Below are 15,569 nucleotides of genomic sequence, written 5' to 3'. Positions count from 1 at the left end.
TCCGCGGCCGGCCGGCCCGGCGACGACCCGGCGACCACCCGGCGACGACCCGGCCGCCCGCCCCGATCCGTGCCCTGACCAGCGCGAATCGATTTCGGGCCCGACCCTCGGCACCCCTAATCTGGGGCCATGACCGAGACCCAGTCGCCCCAGGCCCCCGACACGTCGAGCGCTCCCCGCGCCGTCGTCGTACCGGACAAGCCGGCGCTGGAGGGTCTCGAGGCCACCTGGAGCCAGCAGTGGAAGGCCGACGACACCTACGCCTTCGACCGCACCCAGCCGCGCGCGAACGTCTACTCCATCGACACCCCGCCGCCGACGGTGAGCGGCAGCCTGCACGTGGGCCACGTCTTCTCCTACACCCACACCGACCTGATCGCCCGCTTCCAGCGGATGCGCGGCAAGTCGGTGTTCTACCCGATGGGCTGGGACGACAACGGCCTGCCCACCGAGCGCCGGGTGCAGAACTACTTCGGCGTGCGCTGCGACCCGTCGCTGCCCTTCGACGCCGACTTCACCCCGCCGGCCAAGCCCGACTCGAAGCGCCAGGTGCCGATCAGCCGGCCCAACTTCATCGCGCTGTGCGAGCAGCTCGTCGAGCAGGACGAGCAGGTCTTCGAGTCGCTGTGGCGCACGCTGGGTCTGTCGGTGGACTGGAAGCAGCACTACACGACGATCGGGCCGAAGGCGCAGACCGTCAGCCAGCGCGCGTTCCTGCGCAACTTCGCCCGCGGCGAGGCCTACCTGCAGGAGGCCCCCACGCTGTGGGACGTCACCTTCCAGACCGCGGTGGCCCAGGCCGAGCTGGAGTCGCGCGAGTACGCCGGCGCCTACCACCGCGTCGCGTTCCACCCGGTGTCGACCGACGGGGCCGCGAGCTCCCCGGTGCACGTCGAGACCACCCGTCCCGAGCTGATCCCCAGCGTGGTGGCCCTGATCGCCCACCCCGACGACGAGCGATACCAGCCGCTGTTCGGCACCACCGTGTCCAGCCCGGTCTTCGGCGTCGAGGTGCCCGTGCTGGCCCACCCGGCCGCGGAGCAGGACAAGGGCTCCGGCCTGGTCATGTGCTGCACCTTCGGCGACCTCACCGACGTCACCTGGTGGCGCGAGCTCGACCTGCCGGTGCGCACGGTCGTGGGCCGCGACGGCCGCTTCACCCGCGAGACCCCCGAGTGGCTGGCCGCGCCGGCCGCCGCCGCGGCGTACGCCGAGCTGGCCGGCAAGACGGCGTTCAGCGCGCGCGAGGCGCTGGTGGCGCTGCTGCGCGAGAGCGGAGACCTGGTCGGTGAGCCCACGCCGACGCAGCGGATGACCAACTTCTACGAGAAGGGCGACAAGCCGCTCGAGATCGTCGCGACGCGGCAGTGGTACGTGCGCAACGGCGGCCGCGACGGCGACGTGCGCGCCGAGATGCTCCAGCGCGGCGACGAGATCACCTGGGTGCCTACCCACATGAAGCACCGCTACGACAACTGGGTCGGCGGCCTCAACGGCGACTGGCTGATCTCGCGCCAGCGCTTCTTCGGGATCCCGTTCCCGGTCTGGTACCCCGTCGACGCCGACGGCGAGCCCGACCACGCCCACCCGCTGCTGCCGACCGAGGCCGAGCTGCCGGTCGACCCGTCCACCGACGCGCCCCGCGGGTACGACGAGTCGCAGCGCGGCCGCGCGGGCGGCTTCGTCGGCGACCCCGACGTGATGGACACCTGGGCGACGTCGTCGCTGACGCCCCACATCGCGGGCGGGTGGGAGTCCGACCCCGACCTCTTCGAGCGGGTCTTCCCGATGGACCTGGCCACCCAGGCCCACGACATCATCCGCACCTGGCTGTTCTCGCGCGTCGTGCGCTCCCACTACGAGAACCACGCCGCGCCGTGGACCCACGCGATGATCTCGGGCTTCATCATGGACCCCGACCGCAAGAAGATGTCGAAGTCGAAGGGCAACGTCGTGGTGCCCACCGAGGTGCTCGACAAGTACGGCGCCGACGCGGTGCGCTGGCGCGCGGCGATGGCCCGCCCCGGCCTCGACTCCCCCTTCGACGAGAGCCAGATGAAGGTGGGTCGCCGCCTGGCGATGAAGGTGCTGAACGCCTCCAAGTTCGTGCTCGGCGGCGTGGGCGCCACCACGCTCAACGCCTTCGAGGTCGCCGAGCCGGTCGACTGCGCCCTGCTCGGGCGCCTGGCCGTGGTGATCGGGCGGGCCACCGACGCCTTCGAGGCCTACGACTACACCACTGCGCTGGAGACGGTGGAGAAGTTCTTCTGGGAGTTCTGCGACGACTACCTCGAGCTGGTCAAGGAGCGCGCGTACGACGAGTCCGGCAGCGCCGGCGCCGCGTCGGCGAAGGCCACGCTGGCCATCGCCCTCGAGGTGCAGCTGCGGCTGCTCGCGCCGTTCCTGCCCTACGTGACCGAGGAGGTCTGGTCGTGGTGGCAGCCGCGCGGGGAGGCCGTGGCCTCGATCCACCGCGCCCCGTGGCCCACCGCGCTCGACCTGGGCTCCCCCGCCGCGGCCGACGCCTCCACCCTCGACGGGGTCGCCGCCGCCCTGATCGGCATCCGCGGCGCCAAGTCGCAGGCCAAGGTCTCGATGCGCGCCGAGCTGTCCCGCGTCGAGGTCACCGGCCCCGAGGCCCTGGTGCGCGCCGCCGAGCTCGCCGCCGACGACCTGCGCCGCACCGGCCGGATCACCGGCGACCTGGTCTTCACCCCCGTCGCCGACGCCACCGAGCTGCGCGTCAGCGCCGAGCTCGCCGAGGCCCCCCAGGCCTGATCCCGGGGGCAACGCCGGCCCGGGCTGCGGAGGTCTCGACGACGCTCGCCGGGGGCTCGCTGCTCGACCACCGGGGCGCGCCCGCGAGATGCCGACGGGGCCACGACCCGGGTGGGTCGCGGCCCCGTCGGGCTCGCCTGCGCCGGTCGTGACCGGCGTCGGGTCAGGCGGACTTCTTCTTCTTGGTCTCGCTCTCGCGGGGCACCAGCGTGGTGGTGACGGCGCCGGTGGCGACGTCACCCTGCACGACGACCTTGGCGATGTCGGCGCGGGACGGCACGTCGTACATCACGTGGAGGAGGACCTCCTCGATGATGGCGCGCAGGCCGCGGGCGCCGGTGCCGCGCTCCATGGCGTTGTCGGCGATGGCCTTGACGGCGTCGTCGGTGAACTCGAGCTCGACCCCGTCGAGCTCGAAGAGCTTCTGGTACTGCTTGACCAGGGCGTTGCGGGGCTCGGTGAGGATCTGCACCAGCGCGGCCTGGTCGAGCTTGGAGACCGAGGCGATCAGCGGGAGCCGGCCGATGAACTCGGGGATCAGGCCGAACTTGGTGAGGTCCTCGGGCCGCACGAGCGTGAGGAGGTCCTCCTCCTGCTTCTCGGCCTGGGTGCGGACCTCGGCGGTGAAGCCGAGGGTCTTCTTGCCGACCCGCTGCTCGATGATGTGCTCGAGCCCGGCGAAGGCCCCGCCCACGACGAACAGGATGTTGGTCGTGTCGATCTGGATGAACTCCTGGTGGGGGTGCTTGCGACCGCCCTGCGGCGGCACCGAGGCGGTGGTGCCCTCGATGATCTTCAGCAGCGCCTGCTGCACGCCCTCACCGGAGACGTCGCGGGTGATCGAGGGGTTCTCCGCCTTGCGGGCCACCTTGTCGATCTCGTCGATGTAGATGATGCCCGTCTCGGCCTTCTTGACGTCGTAGTCGGCGGCCTGGATGAGCTTGAGCAGGATGTTCTCGACGTCCTCGCCGACGTAGCCGGCCTCGGTGAGCGCGGTGGCGTCCGCGATCGCGAAGGGCACGTTGAGCATCCGCGCCAGCGTCTGGGCGAGGTAGGTCTTGCCGCAGCCCGTGGGACCGATGACCAGGATGTTGGACTTGGCGACCTCGACGACCTCGTCCTTGCTGTGCTTGCCGGTGATCGGCTGCACGCCGGCCTGCACCCGCTTGTAGTGGTTGTAGACCGCCACCGCGAGGGACTTCTTGGCCTGCTCCTGGCCGATCACGTAGGAGTTGAGGAACTCGAAGATCTCCTTGGGCTTGGGCAGCTCGTCGAGGCTGACCTCGGTGCCCTCGCTCAGCTCCTCCTCGATGATCTCGTTGCACAGGTCGATGCACTCGTCGCAGATGTAGACGCCGGGCCCGGCGATCAGCTTCTTGACCTGCTTCTGCGACTTGCCGCAGAAGGAGCACTTCAACAGGTCACCGCCGTCACCGATACGTGCCACGGTCATCCTCCTCGTCGCCGGCGCGCTGCGCCGGGGTGGTGCTGGGTGTGCTGGGTGTGCTGCACGGTCGTGGCCGGCCCGGGGACGCCGGGAGCGGCCTGCGGGTGCGACCCGACGACGGTACCCCTCGGCCACCCCCACCGGGGTGGCCGACACGAGGAGCACCGCGCCGGGGTCGCACCCACGGGTGCGTCGCCGGGTGGGTCAGGCGAGCGCGGGGGTCTTCAGCGACTCGAGGACCGAGTCGATGAGGCCGTACTCGACCGCGGCCTCGGCGGTGAGGATCTTGTCGCGCTCGATGTCGCGGCTGACCTGCTCGATCGACTTGCCGCTGTGGTCGCTGATCATCTTCTCGAGCAGCTCGCGCATCCGGATGATCTCGTTGGCCTGGATCTCGATGTCGGAGGTCTGGCCGAACGTGCCCTCGGTGTAGGGCTGGTGGATCAGGATGCGGCTGTTGGGCAGCGCGAGCCGCTTGCCGGGGGCACCCGCGGCGAGCAGGATCGCGGCGGCCGAGGCCGCCTGGCCCAGGCACACCGTCTGCACGTCGGGCTTGATGAAGCGCATCGTGTCGTAGATGGCGGTGAGCGCGGTGAACGAGCCACCGGGGCTGTTGATGTAGATGCTGATGTCCTGGTCGGGGTTCATCGACTGCAGGCACAGCAGCTGGGCGATCACGGCGTTGGCGACGTCGTCGGAGATCGGCGTGCCGAGGTAGATGATGCGCTCCTCGAACAACTTGCCGTAGGGGTCGATGCGCCGGAACCCGTAGGACGTGCGCTCTTCCCACTGGGGGATGTAGTAGTTCATGTCAGTCCTTCTGCCGGGCCGGACGGCCGTCGTCGGCTGCTTCGCGGGCGCTCTTGATGACCTGGTCGACCAGGCCGTACTCCTGGGCCTGGTCGGCGGTGAACCACCGGTCGCGGTCGGCGTCGGCGATGACCTGCTCGACCGGCTGGCCGGTGTGCTCGGAGATGAGGTCGAGCAGCACCTTCTTGATGTGCAGCGACTGCTGGGCCTGGATCTTGATGTCGGAGGCCGAGCCACCCATGCCCGAGGAGGGCTGGTGCATCATGATCCGCGCGTGCGGCAGGGCGTAGCGCTTGCCCTTGGTGCCGGCGCAGAGCAGGAACTGGCCCATCGAGGCGGCCAGGCCCATGCCGACCGTGGCGACGTCGTTGGGGATGTAGTTCATGGTGTCGTAGATCGCCATGCCGGCGTCCACGGAACCACCCGGGGAGTTGATGTGCAGGAAGATGTCGGCCTCGGGGTCCTCCGCCGACAGCAGGAGCAGCTGGGCGCAGATGGCGTTGGCGTTCTGGTCGCGCACCTCCGAGCCGAGGAAGACGATCCGCTCGCGCAGCAGTCGCTGGTAGATGTGGTCGTCGAGGACGTTGAGCCCGGCTCCGCCCATCGTGGGGCCGTGCGCCGAGGAGCTGGAGTTCTGGTTCACGTCGCCGACACTAGCCCGCGCCCCGGACAGTTCCACGCCTTATCCACCCCTGTTCGCCGACAGCGGATTTCGCGGCCCTGATCAGGGCTCGCGGCGGGCTGGCGGCGGGTCAGGCCGCCTCGGCCTCGGCGCGCAGCCGGTCGAGGCTCTGGGCCATCCCGGCCTCGAGCTCGTCGGCGTGGCCCGCGGCTCCGCCGAGCAGCAGCCCTGCGAACACGCCGCTGGTGCGGGTGAGCGCCCGGGGCACCGGGCGTCGGTGCACGACGTGGGTGCCGCCGTCGGCAGGGCGCAGCTCCCAGATCCACCGGGCGCCGCTCGAGGGCGTGTCCCACGACAGCAGCCGCGGCGCCTGCACCTCGGCGACGACCGAGCGGGTCGGCCAGACCACCGCGCCGCGCCGGTTGATCCCGAGGTACCACTGCCCGGGACGCAGGCCGCCGGGCCGCAGCGCCCGCATGGCCACGAGCTCGGGGCTGCGCGCCGGCATGCGCGACACGTCGGCCAGCAGCTCCCAGACCCGCTCGGGCGGGGCGGCGACGTGGCCCTCCACGCGCAGCTCCCGGTCGGGTGCTGCCGCTGGTGCGGCCGGTGCGGGGACCGGGGCGTCGGCGGGGTCGGTGGGGTGGCTCATGCCAGCCACTCTCGCAGGGCGCGGTGGACGTCGGGGTGGTTGAGCAGGCCCCAGTGGTCGGTGTGGCCCACGTGCAGCACGTCGGCGCCGGGGAACAGCTCGCGCCCGCGGGCGTCGCGGCCGTACGCCGACGGGGGCCGCACCAGCAGGTCGCCGACGAACCGGCCCACCGGGTGGCGCGGCGACCCGCTGAGCGTGGCGGCGACCAGGTGGTAGCGCGCGTGGGGCAGCGGGGGCACGTCGTGGGTGAGGCCCGCGACCAGGTCGTGCACGCCGGAGGAGCGCCAGTCGAGGATGCGCCCGAAGGCCGCGGTCTCGGGCAGCAGGCCCAGGCCACGGCTGCCGTGGCCGACCCCCTTCGCGATGGGCGCCCCGAGGTGGGGGGTGCCGAGGGTGACCACGTCGGTGACCACGTCGGTCCACGGGTCCTCGGCGGTGGCCCCCACCGCGCCCGCCGCGCGGATCACCAGGCCACCGAGGGAGTGGCCGACCAAGGCGATGCGGGTGACCGGCACGGGCCAGGCGTCCACGACGCGCTGGAGCAGCGCGGTCGTCGCCACGCCGTTCTCCCGCAGCGGCAGCCCGGTGTTGGCGCGCAGGTAGACAGGGGTCCAGCCCTCGGCGGCGAGGGCGTCGCCGTAGGTGGTGTGCCCCTCGTCGCGCCCGCGGTCCCAGTACGACTCGTCCTCGCACAGGCCGTGGAGGAACACGACCAGGCGCCCGGTGGCCCGCGGGAACGCCGTGGCCAGCGACCCGGGGTCGGGCTCGACGTCGCGCCCGTCGCGGCGCACCGCGAGCGGGATCGCCATCTGCGGGCGCTCCCGCAGCAGGCGGTCGCCGATCAGGCCGTTGACGGCCGCGCTGAGGAAGCGGCCGGGCGGCGCCTCCTCGAGCCGGGGGCCGACGCCCGAGGCCGCCACGGTGTCGAGGCCGCGCGACGCCGCGCGCAGGCCGGCGCCGAGGCCGCCGTACACCCCGCCGGCGATGCCGCGGTGGGTGCGCTCCACGACGCCCGGCCCGGCGCCGACCACGGCACGGCCCACGCCGTGCACCCGGTCGAGCACGGCGACGTGGGTGTCGCGCACGCTGCGCAGCACCAGCTCGTCGGCCACCTCGAGCAGCAGCGAGGCGGCGTCGAGGACGGAGGGACCCGGGGGCACGGGCGCTGCGTGGTCGACGGGCGGCGGGGTCACCTGCCCAGGGTACCGCCTGAGTGCACAGGCGTGCACTCAGCGCGTCCCGGACGGGAACGCCACGAGCCCGCCGGGGACCGGCGGGCTCGTGGGTGGTGCGGTGCGGCGTGGCCGCGCGGGATCAGGCCGTGGTGTCGTCCTGGTCCTCGGCCTCGACCTCGGCCTCGTCGGCGGCGACCGCCTCGGCGTCACCCTCGACCTCGGCCTCGGGGGCACCGATGGTGCCGTCGGGGCGCAGGTTCTTCAGCTCCACCGCGGTGCCGGAGGCGTCGGTGACGACGGCCGACTCCACGATGGTGGCCAGCGCCTTGCCGCGCAGGATCTCCTGCACCAGGTCGGGGATGTGGTTGTGCTGGAACATGTGGTTGGCGAACTCCTGCGGGTCCTGACCGGACTGCTGGGCGCGCCGCACGAGGTGCTGCGAGAGCTCCTCCTGGTTGACCCCGAGCTCCTCGCGCTTGGCGATCTCGTCGAGCAGGAACTGCGCGGCGACCGCGTCGCGCACGCGGCGCTCGAGGTCGGCCTCGAACTCCTCCTGGGTCTGCTCCTCGTCCTCGAGGTAGGCAGCCATGGTCACACCGGACATCGCGAGCTGCTGCTCGATGCTGCCGCGGCGGGCGTTGAGCTCGTCGGCGACCAGGCTGTCGGGCAGCGGGATCTCGACCTTCTCCAGCAGCGCCTCGAGGACGGCGTCGCGGGCGGCGGCGGCCTGCTCGAGGCGCTTGCCGCGACCGAGGCGCTCGCGCACGTCGGCGACGAGCTCGTCGGCGGTGTCGAACTCCGAGGCCTCCTGGGCGAAGTCGTCGTCGAGCTCGGGGAGCTCCTGCTCCTGCACCTGGGTGACGCCGACCTGCACCTCGACGTCCTCGCCGACCAGGTCACCGCCCACCAGCTGGGAGGAGAAGGTCTTCTCGTCGCCGGACGACATGCCGACCAGCGCCTCGTCGAGGCCCTCGAGCATGCCGCCGCGGCCGACCTGGTAGGACATGCCGCTCACCTCGGCGCCCTCGAGCACCTCGCCGTCCTTGGTGGCCTTGAGGTCGAGGACGACGAAGTCGCCGTCGGCGGCGGGCCGCTCGACGTCGCTGAGGGTGCCGAAGCGCTCGCGCAGCGCGGCGACCTGCTCGTCGACCTCCTCGTCGGAGACCTCGAGGTCCTCCACCTCGGCCTCGAGGCCCTCGTAGGCGGGCAACTCGAAGGTGGGCTTCACGTCGACCTCGGCGGTGAACTCCACGACGCCGTCGGTGCCGTTGTCCTCCAGCTTGGTCACCTCGATCTCGGGCTGGGCCAGCGGCTCGAGGTCGTTCTCCTGCAGCGCCTCCATGTACTTCTGGGGCAGCGCCTCGTTGATGGCCTGGTCGAGCACCGCGCCGCGGCCGACCTGCCGGTCGATCACCATCGGCGGGACCTTGCCGCGGCGGAAGCCGGGCACGTTGATCTGCTGGGCGATCTGCTTGTACGCCGCGTCGAGGCTCGGCTTGAGCTCCTCGAAGGGCACCTCGACGGTCAGCTTGGCCCGGGTCGGGCTCAAGGTCTCGACGGCGCTCTTCACAGGGTGTCTCCTCAGTCGGTTGGGGGTCTGCTCACCGGTCGGTGAGGGGGTGGCTGTCGTCGGGGCGACAGGACTCGAACCTGCGATCTCCTGCTCCCAAAGCAGGCGCGCTAGCCACTACGCTACGCCCCGCCAAGAGGCGTCCCCGGTGGTCGGGCACGCTCCTGAGAGCGGATGACGGGAATCGAACCCGCGTAATCAGTTTGGAAGACTGAGGCTCTACCATTGAGCTACATCCGCACGCCCGCGGACCACCGCCCGGTGGGCAGGCGGCAGCACCGGTGGACCGGGCCTCATCGTGCCACACGGGGCGTGTCCGCCCCCAACCGTGCCGCTCAGGTGGTGGGGCCGCCCGCACCGCCCGCGCGGGAGCGGAACCGGCGCTGGCACCCGGGGCACCAGAACAGGTTGCGCCCCTGCAGCTCGGTGGTGCGCACCCGCGAGCCGCACACCAGGCACGGCTGCCCGTGGCGCCGGTAGACGTACACCTCGCCGCCGTGGTCGTCGCGGCGCGGTGGGCGCCCCATGGCCTCCGGGGTGTGCTCGGGCCGCACGGTGTCGATGCGCCCGGTCAGCACGCCGTCGGCCATCAGCACCACCAGGTCGTCCCACATCGCCTGCCACTGCCCCGACCGCAGGGTGTTGCCGGGCCGCATCGGGTCGAGGCGGTGACGGAAGAGCAGCTCGGCGCGGTAGACGTTGCCGACCCCGGCGAGCACGTGCTGGTCCATCAGCAGGCCGCCGATGGGCGCACGGCTGCGCCGGATGCGCTCCCAGGCGCGGCCGGGGTCGGCGTCGGCACGCAGCGGGTCGGGCCCCGAGCGCTCGACCACCGCGTCGCGCCCGGCGGCGCCCACCAGCTCGCAGGTCGTGGCACCGCGCAGGTCGGCGTACGCCGCGCCGCGCGGGTCGTGGGCGACCAGGCGCAGCCGCACCTGGCCCACCGGGTCGGGGACGCCGAGCAGCGCGTCGACTCCGGGGTGCACCGGGAAGGTGCCGTAGAGGCCGAGGTGCACGTGCACGAACCGGTCGCCGGGGAACGCCACGAACAGGTGCTTGCCCCAGGCCTCCGCGCCCTCGAGCACCTGCCCGTCGAGCTGGGCAGCCTCGGCGGCGAAGCGGCCCTGCGGGCTGCCCACGGCGACCGCACGCCCCGCGAACGTGGTCGTGAGGTCGTGGGCCAGCCGGTGGAGGGTATGGCCCTCAGGCATCGTCGTCCGCGGCCGAGCCGTCGCGACCTGACCTGTCGGGGGGCCCGGCCTGGGCGGAGGCGGGCAGCGGCGGCAGCACGCGGGTGAGCTCGTAGTCGCCGACCTGCGAGATGCGCCGCACGTGACGGTCGTCGTGGCTGAAGGGCTCGGCGAGGAACACCTCCACGAAGCGGGTCATCTCCTCCAGGCTGTGCATCCGCCCGCCCACCGAGACCACCTGGGCGTCGTTGTGCTCACGGGCCAGGCGGGCGGTCTCCTCCGACCACACCAGGGCGCAGCGGATGCCGACCACCTTGTTGGCCGCCATCTGCTCGCCGTTGCCGGAGCCGCCGATCACCACGCCGAGGCTGTCCTGCCCGGTGGCGCGGTCGGTGGCCACGCCCTCGGCGGCGCGCAGGCAGAACACGGGGTAGTCGTCGAGGGGGTCGTGCTGGAACGGGCCGTGGTCGACCGGCTGGTAGCCGTGCTCGCGCAGCCACGCGAGCAGGTGGGCCTTCAGGTCGAGGCCGGCGTGGTCGGAGCCGAGGTGGACGCGCATGTCCCGATCCTCCCAGAGCGGCGCGCACCTCCCCCACCGGCCCGCGGACCGGCGGGCGGGACGGGTCGGGACGGGTCGGCCCGGCCGGCGCGCAGGCCCGGACGCCGTCAGGGGTGCTGGCGCAGGAAGCCCGCGACCTGGCGGGTCAGCGGCTCCGCGGCGTCGAAGGCGCCCGGGTGGCGCCAGAAGCCGTGCAGCTGGCCGAGGTAGCGCGTCGCGACGACCTGCACCCCGACGAGCGCCAGGCGCCGGGCGAGCTCCTCGCCCTCGTCGCGCAGCGGGTCGTGCTCGGCGGTGACCACCAGGGTGGGCGGGAGGGTGTGCAGGTGCTCCGAGCGCAGCGGGGCGAGGTCGGGGTGGGTGAGGTCGTCGGGCGTGGCGGCGTACTGCTCCCAGTACCAGCGGGCGTCGCGGGGGTCGAACCCGTCGGCCGCCGTGGTGTAGCTCTCGAACGAGCCCTCGGGGTCGAGGAACGGGTAGATCAGGGCGACGGCCGCGAACCGGCCCGGGTGGCGCAGGGCCGCGACGAGGGCGAGGTTGGCCCCGGCGCTGTCGCCGTGCGCGTACGTCGGGCCCGTGAGGCCCCGCGCGGCGCCCTCGCGCCCCAGCCAGCCGAGCACGGCGTCGACGTCGTCGGGCGCGGCCGGGAACCGGTGCTCGGGCGGGCGGCGGTAGTCGACGCTGAGCACGGCGAGGCCGGCCCGGTTGGCCAGCCGCCGCGACGCCGCGTCGTGCACCTCGACGTCGTTGAGCACGAACCCGCCGCCGTGCAGGTGGACCACCACCCCCGGCGCGGCGCCCTCGGGGCGGTAGAGGCGACAGGCCACTGCGTCGGCGTCGACATCGACCACCTCGGCGACGGCCTCGCGGGGCTCGCGCGCCGCCGCCTTGCGCGACTCGCGCCGCGCGGCGCCGACGTCGAACCCGGGCTCGTGGACGCCGGTCTCCCCCGCCGCGTCCTCCAGGGCGCGACGGGCCTGCGGGAACAGCACGGGACCTCGCCTCAGCGCTGCATCAGGGCGTCGAGCCCGACGGCGACGGCCGCCGCGACACGGAAGTCGACGCGCTGGTCGGGCACGTGCACGGTGTACTTGTCGCGCACCGAGCCCTGGCGCTCGACGCCCAGCAGGGCCTGGCCCTCGGGGCTGGTGAAGTCGAAGTGGATCGGCAGGAACGGGATGTCGGTGAACCGGCGGATCAGGGCGATGGCCTGGCTGCGCTCCTGGCCGGTGCCGGCGTACCCGGGCCCCTCGAGGTGGAACGTCGAGCGGAGCATGCTGGCGCCGAAGTCCTTCTTGAAGAACCCGATCTGCTGGCGCGTCTCGTCGAAGATGTCGTAGCCGGCGTTGAGGTCGATCTTCTTGCGCGCCTTGAAGCTGAAGACCGCGCGGGCCTTCGAGGCGTCCTCGTAGAAGGTCACCTCCTCCTTGAACGCCAGCCGCTTCTGCTCGGCCAGCCCCATGAGCTGGCCGAACGAGCCGTCGGGGTTGGCGGCGTAGAGCTCGTAGCGGTTGGTCGTCATCGCGAACTTCTGCTTGACGAAGAAGGTGGGCAGGTACATGGCCGCGGTCATGGCAGGAACCTAGCGGGTGCCGACCCTCCCGCGGGGCGCCGCTCCACAGCCGGCCCGACCGCGGCCGCGGCGGGCGCTCAGCCGCCGAGGCGCGCGAGCTCCTCGTCGACGAGGGAGGCGTCGAGCTTGGTGAAGATCGGCGACGGCTTGGCCACCGGCGTGCCCGGGACGAGGGGACGACGGCGCCACGGCGGCACACCGGTGTAGTCACCGGTGAGGATCGGGTAGGGCGCGCCGCCGTCGAGGTCGTCGACCTCCTCGAGGTGGGGCATCGGGGCGACGTCGCCGGCACCGCCGAGCGCCCGGTCCACCTCGTTGGCCGAGAACGGCAGGAACGGGGCGAGCACCAGGTTGAGGTCGGCCACGCACTGCGCGACGACGTGCAGCACGGTGCCGAGCCGCTCGCGCTGGTCGTCGCCCTTGAGCTTCCACGGCTCGGTGTCGGAGACGTACTTGTTGACCTCGGCGACCGTGCGCATCGCCTCCCCGACGGCCTGGCGCATGCGGTTGCGCCCGATCAGGTCGCCCACCACCCCGAACGACGCCTCGACCGAGGCCAGCAGCGCCTCGTCGGCGGGCTCGAGCGGCCCGGCGGCCGGGATCTCACCGAAGTTCTTCGCGATCAGCGTGGCGGTGCGGTTGACCAGGTTGCCCCAGCCGGCCACCAGCTCGTCGTTGGTGCGCCGCACGAACTCCGCCCAGGTGAAGTCGGAGTCCTGGTTCTCCGGGCCCGAGGAGGCCACGAAGTAGCGGAACGCGTCCGCCTGGTAGCGGCTGAGCAGGTCGCGCACGTAGATCACGACCTTCTTCGACGAGGAGAACTTGCGCCCCTCCATCGTGAGGAACTCCGAGCTCACCACCTCGGTGGGCAGGTTCAGCTCGCCGTAGGCGTGGGTGGCGCCGCCGCGGGTGCCGCGGCCGTCGTAGGCCAGCAGCTCGGCGGGCCAGATCTGGCTGTGGAAGGTGATGTTGTCCTTGCCCATGAAGTAGTACGACAGCGCCTCCGGGTCGGTCCACCACCGGCGCCACGCCTCGGGGTCGCCCGAGCGCCGGGCCCACTCGACGGAGGCCGACAGGTAGCCGATGACGGCGTCGAACCACACGTAGAGCTTCTTCGTGGGGTTGTCCTGCCAGCCCTCCAGCGGCACCGCGATGCCCCAGTCGATGTCGCGGGTGATCGCGCGGGGGCGGATCTCCTTCAGGATGTTCTGCGAGAAGCGGATGACGTTGGGCCGCCACGTGCCGGTGGCCTCGCGCTCGTCGAGCCACTCCCCCAGCGCGTCGGCGAGGGCGGGCAGGTCGAGGAAGAAGTGCTGGGTCTCGATGAACTCCGGCGTCTCGCCGTTGATCTTCGAGCGCGGCTGCAGCAGGTCCTGCGGGTCGAGCTGGTTGCCGCAGTTGTCGCACTGGTCGCCGCGGGCGCCGTCGTACCCGCAGATGGGGCAGGTGCCCTCGATGTAGCGGTCGGGCAGGGTGCGCCCGGTGGACGGCGAGATCGCGCCGAAGGTGGTCTGCTCGACGAAGTAGCCGTTGGCGTGCACGCCGCGGAACATCTCCTGCACGACCGCGTGGTGGTTGCGCGTGGTCGTGCGGGTGTAGAGGTCGTAGGTGAGCCCGAGGGCCACGAAGTCCTCGCAGATCAGCCGGTGGTTGGTGTCGGCGAGCTCCTGCGGCGTCACGCCGGCCTCGTCGGCGGCGATCAGGATCGGCGTGCCGTGCTCGTCGGAGCCCGACACCATCAGCACGTCGTGCCCGGCCATCCGCATGTAGCGGGAGAAGACGTCGGAGGGGACGCCGAAGCCGGCCACGTGGCCGATGTGGCGGGGGCCGTTGGCGTAGGGCCAGGCGACTGCGGACAGCACGGTGCTCATGGGGGTGATCCTAGGGACGACCGGGCGTGCGCCCCGCGCCGGACCCGGAGCGTGGGCCGGGCCCGCCGGTCGGGGGCGGGTCAGGCCTGGGTGAGCCGGGCGACGCGCTTGCGGGCGCGCCTGCGGATCTCGGGGAGGCGGGCGTAGAGGAACGAGCCCGGGCAGGCGGTCTCGTTGGTGTCGCGGTGGCCGTCGATGACGGGCAGGCGCACCACGCGGCCGGCGGCGTACCGGTCGCTGCCGGTGGAGCGCACCGCGCAGGTGCCGGCCGGCGAGCGGCCGTACAGGTGCAGCTTCCAGGCCGCGACCTTGACCACCGCGGTGATCACGTCCTCGGAGGGACGCGCGGCCTCGTGGTTGCCGATCACCGAGACGCCGGTGGAGGTGTCGTTGAAGCCCAGGGTGTGCGCCCCGCGCACGGCCTTGCCGGGTCCACCGGCGCGGCCCACCCAGATGCGCCCGAAGCGGTCGACCAGGAAGTTGTAGCCGAGGTCGGACCAGCCCAGCGTCTTGGTGTGGTAGCGGTACATGCCGCGCAGGAGCGCCGGCACCTCCGCCTTGCTGTAGGTGTTCGCGTTCACGGTGTGGTGCACGTGCACCTGCCGGATGGTGGTGTTGTACGTCGCCGTCCTGGCGCGCCAGGACTCGTCGGCGCCCCAGTCGCGGCGCTGGTGCATCGCCGGCCACAGCGACACCGGCTGGGCCCCGCCGGAGCGGCGTGCGGAGATCTCGGCCTCGGGCGGCACCACGGCCACCACGGTGGCGTCGGCGGGGCGGCCCTTCGGGTCCAGCAGCACCAGGCGCAGGTCGTCGGGACGGGTCCCCTCCACCGACACCTCGACGGCGTCGCTGCGCCCCACCCAGGTGACGTCGGTGGCGCGCTGGCCCTCGACGCCCTCGCCGGTGCCGGCGTCGGGGCCGTCACTCATCGTGGCGGGGGTGACCCACGGCGACCAGTCGCCGTCCTTGCGGGTGCGCACGCGCAGCTCGGGGTCGTCGCCGGTCCAGGTGAGCCCGACCATGGCGAACGTGGTCGCCTCGAGCGGTCCGGTGGTCCACCGGCGGGCGCCCGACGACTGCTCGCCGCGCAGGCGGCGGGAGTCGAGGGCGACGTCAAGGGTACCGACGTCGGAGCCGTCGTCGGCGGAGAGCAGGAGCCGACCGTCGGGGGTCGTCGGCTCGTCGCCGGGACCCCAGCGCGCCAGGGCACCGACGATCGGGACAGCCACCACCCCCGCCCCGGCGGCGAGGAGGAGCTTGCGGCGGCCAGCATCAACGTGAGACATCACGAACATCATGCGTCACACCGACCACAGGAGTCG

The 15,569-nt window shown here is 72.6% G+C and carries 13 protein-coding genes and 2 tRNA genes; 1 reads left to right on the top strand and 14 read right to left on the bottom strand.

The genetic code is table 11. From position 1 onward, the window contains the following. Positions 1–129: 129 nt before the first annotated feature. Complete coding sequence (gene valS, locus AC4OR8_RS08425; RefSeq protein WP_492165083.1) at positions 130–2,778, top strand: valine--tRNA ligase; 2,649 nt, start codon at positions 130–132, stop codon at positions 2,776–2,778. Between the two features lie 163 nt (positions 2,779–2,941). On the opposite strand, the gene clpX is transcribed toward valS, so the two are convergent. From clpX to AC4OR8_RS08355, 14 genes are all read right to left on the bottom strand, one after another. Beyond that, positions 2,942–4,225: an ATP-dependent Clp protease ATP-binding subunit ClpX gene (gene clpX / locus AC4OR8_RS08420; RefSeq protein WP_492165082.1), complete on the bottom strand. Its 1,284-nt coding sequence runs from the start codon at positions 4,223–4,225 to the stop codon at positions 2,942–2,944. A 204-nt stretch (positions 4,226–4,429) separates the two neighbouring features. Next, complete coding sequence (locus AC4OR8_RS08415; protein WP_492165081.1) at positions 4,430–5,035, bottom strand: ATP-dependent Clp protease proteolytic subunit; 606 nt, start codon at positions 5,033–5,035, stop codon at positions 4,430–4,432. A gap of 1 nt (position 5,036) precedes the next feature. Beyond that, on the bottom strand, positions 5,037–5,639 hold the full coding sequence (locus AC4OR8_RS08410) for an ATP-dependent Clp protease proteolytic subunit (protein ID WP_056864552.1): 603 nt from the start codon (positions 5,637–5,639) through the stop codon (positions 5,037–5,039). A gap of 148 nt (positions 5,640–5,787) precedes the next feature. Beyond that, positions 5,788–6,309: an SRPBCC family protein gene (locus AC4OR8_RS08405; RefSeq protein WP_492165080.1), complete on the bottom strand. Its 522-nt coding sequence runs from the start codon at positions 6,307–6,309 to the stop codon at positions 5,788–5,790. Further along, positions 6,306–7,502: an esterase/lipase family protein gene (locus AC4OR8_RS08400; protein WP_492165079.1), complete on the bottom strand. Its 1,197-nt coding sequence runs from the start codon at positions 7,500–7,502 to the stop codon at positions 6,306–6,308. Before AC4OR8_RS08400 ends, AC4OR8_RS08405 begins: the two co-directional genes overlap by 4 nt. Positions 7,503–7,623: 121 nt before the next feature. After that, a complete protein-coding gene (gene tig, locus AC4OR8_RS08395; protein ID WP_492165078.1) occupies positions 7,624–9,054 on the bottom strand; it encodes a trigger factor in 1,431 nt (476 codons plus the stop codon). Between the two features lie 59 nt (positions 9,055–9,113). Then, positions 9,114–9,186: transfer RNA gene (locus AC4OR8_RS08390), tRNA-Pro, on the bottom strand. 37 nt (positions 9,187–9,223) lie between these two features. Beyond that, a tRNA-Gly gene (locus AC4OR8_RS08385) sits at positions 9,224–9,294 on the bottom strand. Positions 9,295–9,389: 95 nt separating this feature from the next. Beyond that, on the bottom strand, positions 9,390–10,265 hold the full coding sequence (locus AC4OR8_RS08380; RefSeq protein ID WP_492165077.1) for an Fpg/Nei family DNA glycosylase: 876 nt from the start codon (positions 10,263–10,265) through the stop codon (positions 9,390–9,392). Beyond that, on the bottom strand, positions 10,258–10,803 hold the full coding sequence (locus AC4OR8_RS08375; RefSeq protein WP_492165076.1) for a ribose-5-phosphate isomerase: 546 nt from the start codon (positions 10,801–10,803) through the stop codon (positions 10,258–10,260). Before AC4OR8_RS08375 ends, AC4OR8_RS08380 begins: the two co-directional genes overlap by 8 nt. 107 nt (positions 10,804–10,910) lie before the next feature. Beyond that, positions 10,911–11,795, bottom strand: a complete 885-nt coding sequence (locus AC4OR8_RS08370) for an alpha/beta hydrolase (protein ID WP_492165075.1) — start codon at positions 11,793–11,795, stop codon at positions 10,911–10,913. A gap of 11 nt (positions 11,796–11,806) precedes the next feature. Continuing rightward, a complete protein-coding gene (locus AC4OR8_RS08365) occupies positions 11,807–12,376 on the bottom strand; it encodes an LURP-one-related/scramblase family protein (protein WP_492165074.1) in 570 nt (189 codons plus the stop codon). A gap of 77 nt (positions 12,377–12,453) precedes the next feature. Beyond that, positions 12,454–14,247 carry a methionine--tRNA ligase gene (gene metG, locus AC4OR8_RS08360; RefSeq protein WP_492165073.1) on the bottom strand — a complete coding sequence of 598 codons (1,794 nt, stop codon included), beginning with the start codon at positions 14,245–14,247 and terminating at the stop codon, positions 12,454–12,456. An 80-nt stretch (positions 14,248–14,327) separates the two neighbouring features. Further along, positions 14,328–15,533: an N-acetylmuramoyl-L-alanine amidase gene (locus tag AC4OR8_RS08355; protein ID WP_492165072.1), complete on the bottom strand. Its 1,206-nt coding sequence runs from the start codon at positions 15,531–15,533 to the stop codon at positions 14,328–14,330. Between the last annotated feature and the right edge of the window lie 36 nt (positions 15,534–15,569).

This window comes from Nocardioides sp. FY1077 (assembly GCF_058681775.1).
Note: the sequence above shows the minus strand (reverse complement) of the source record. Positions and strands in the feature narration are given on the sequence as shown.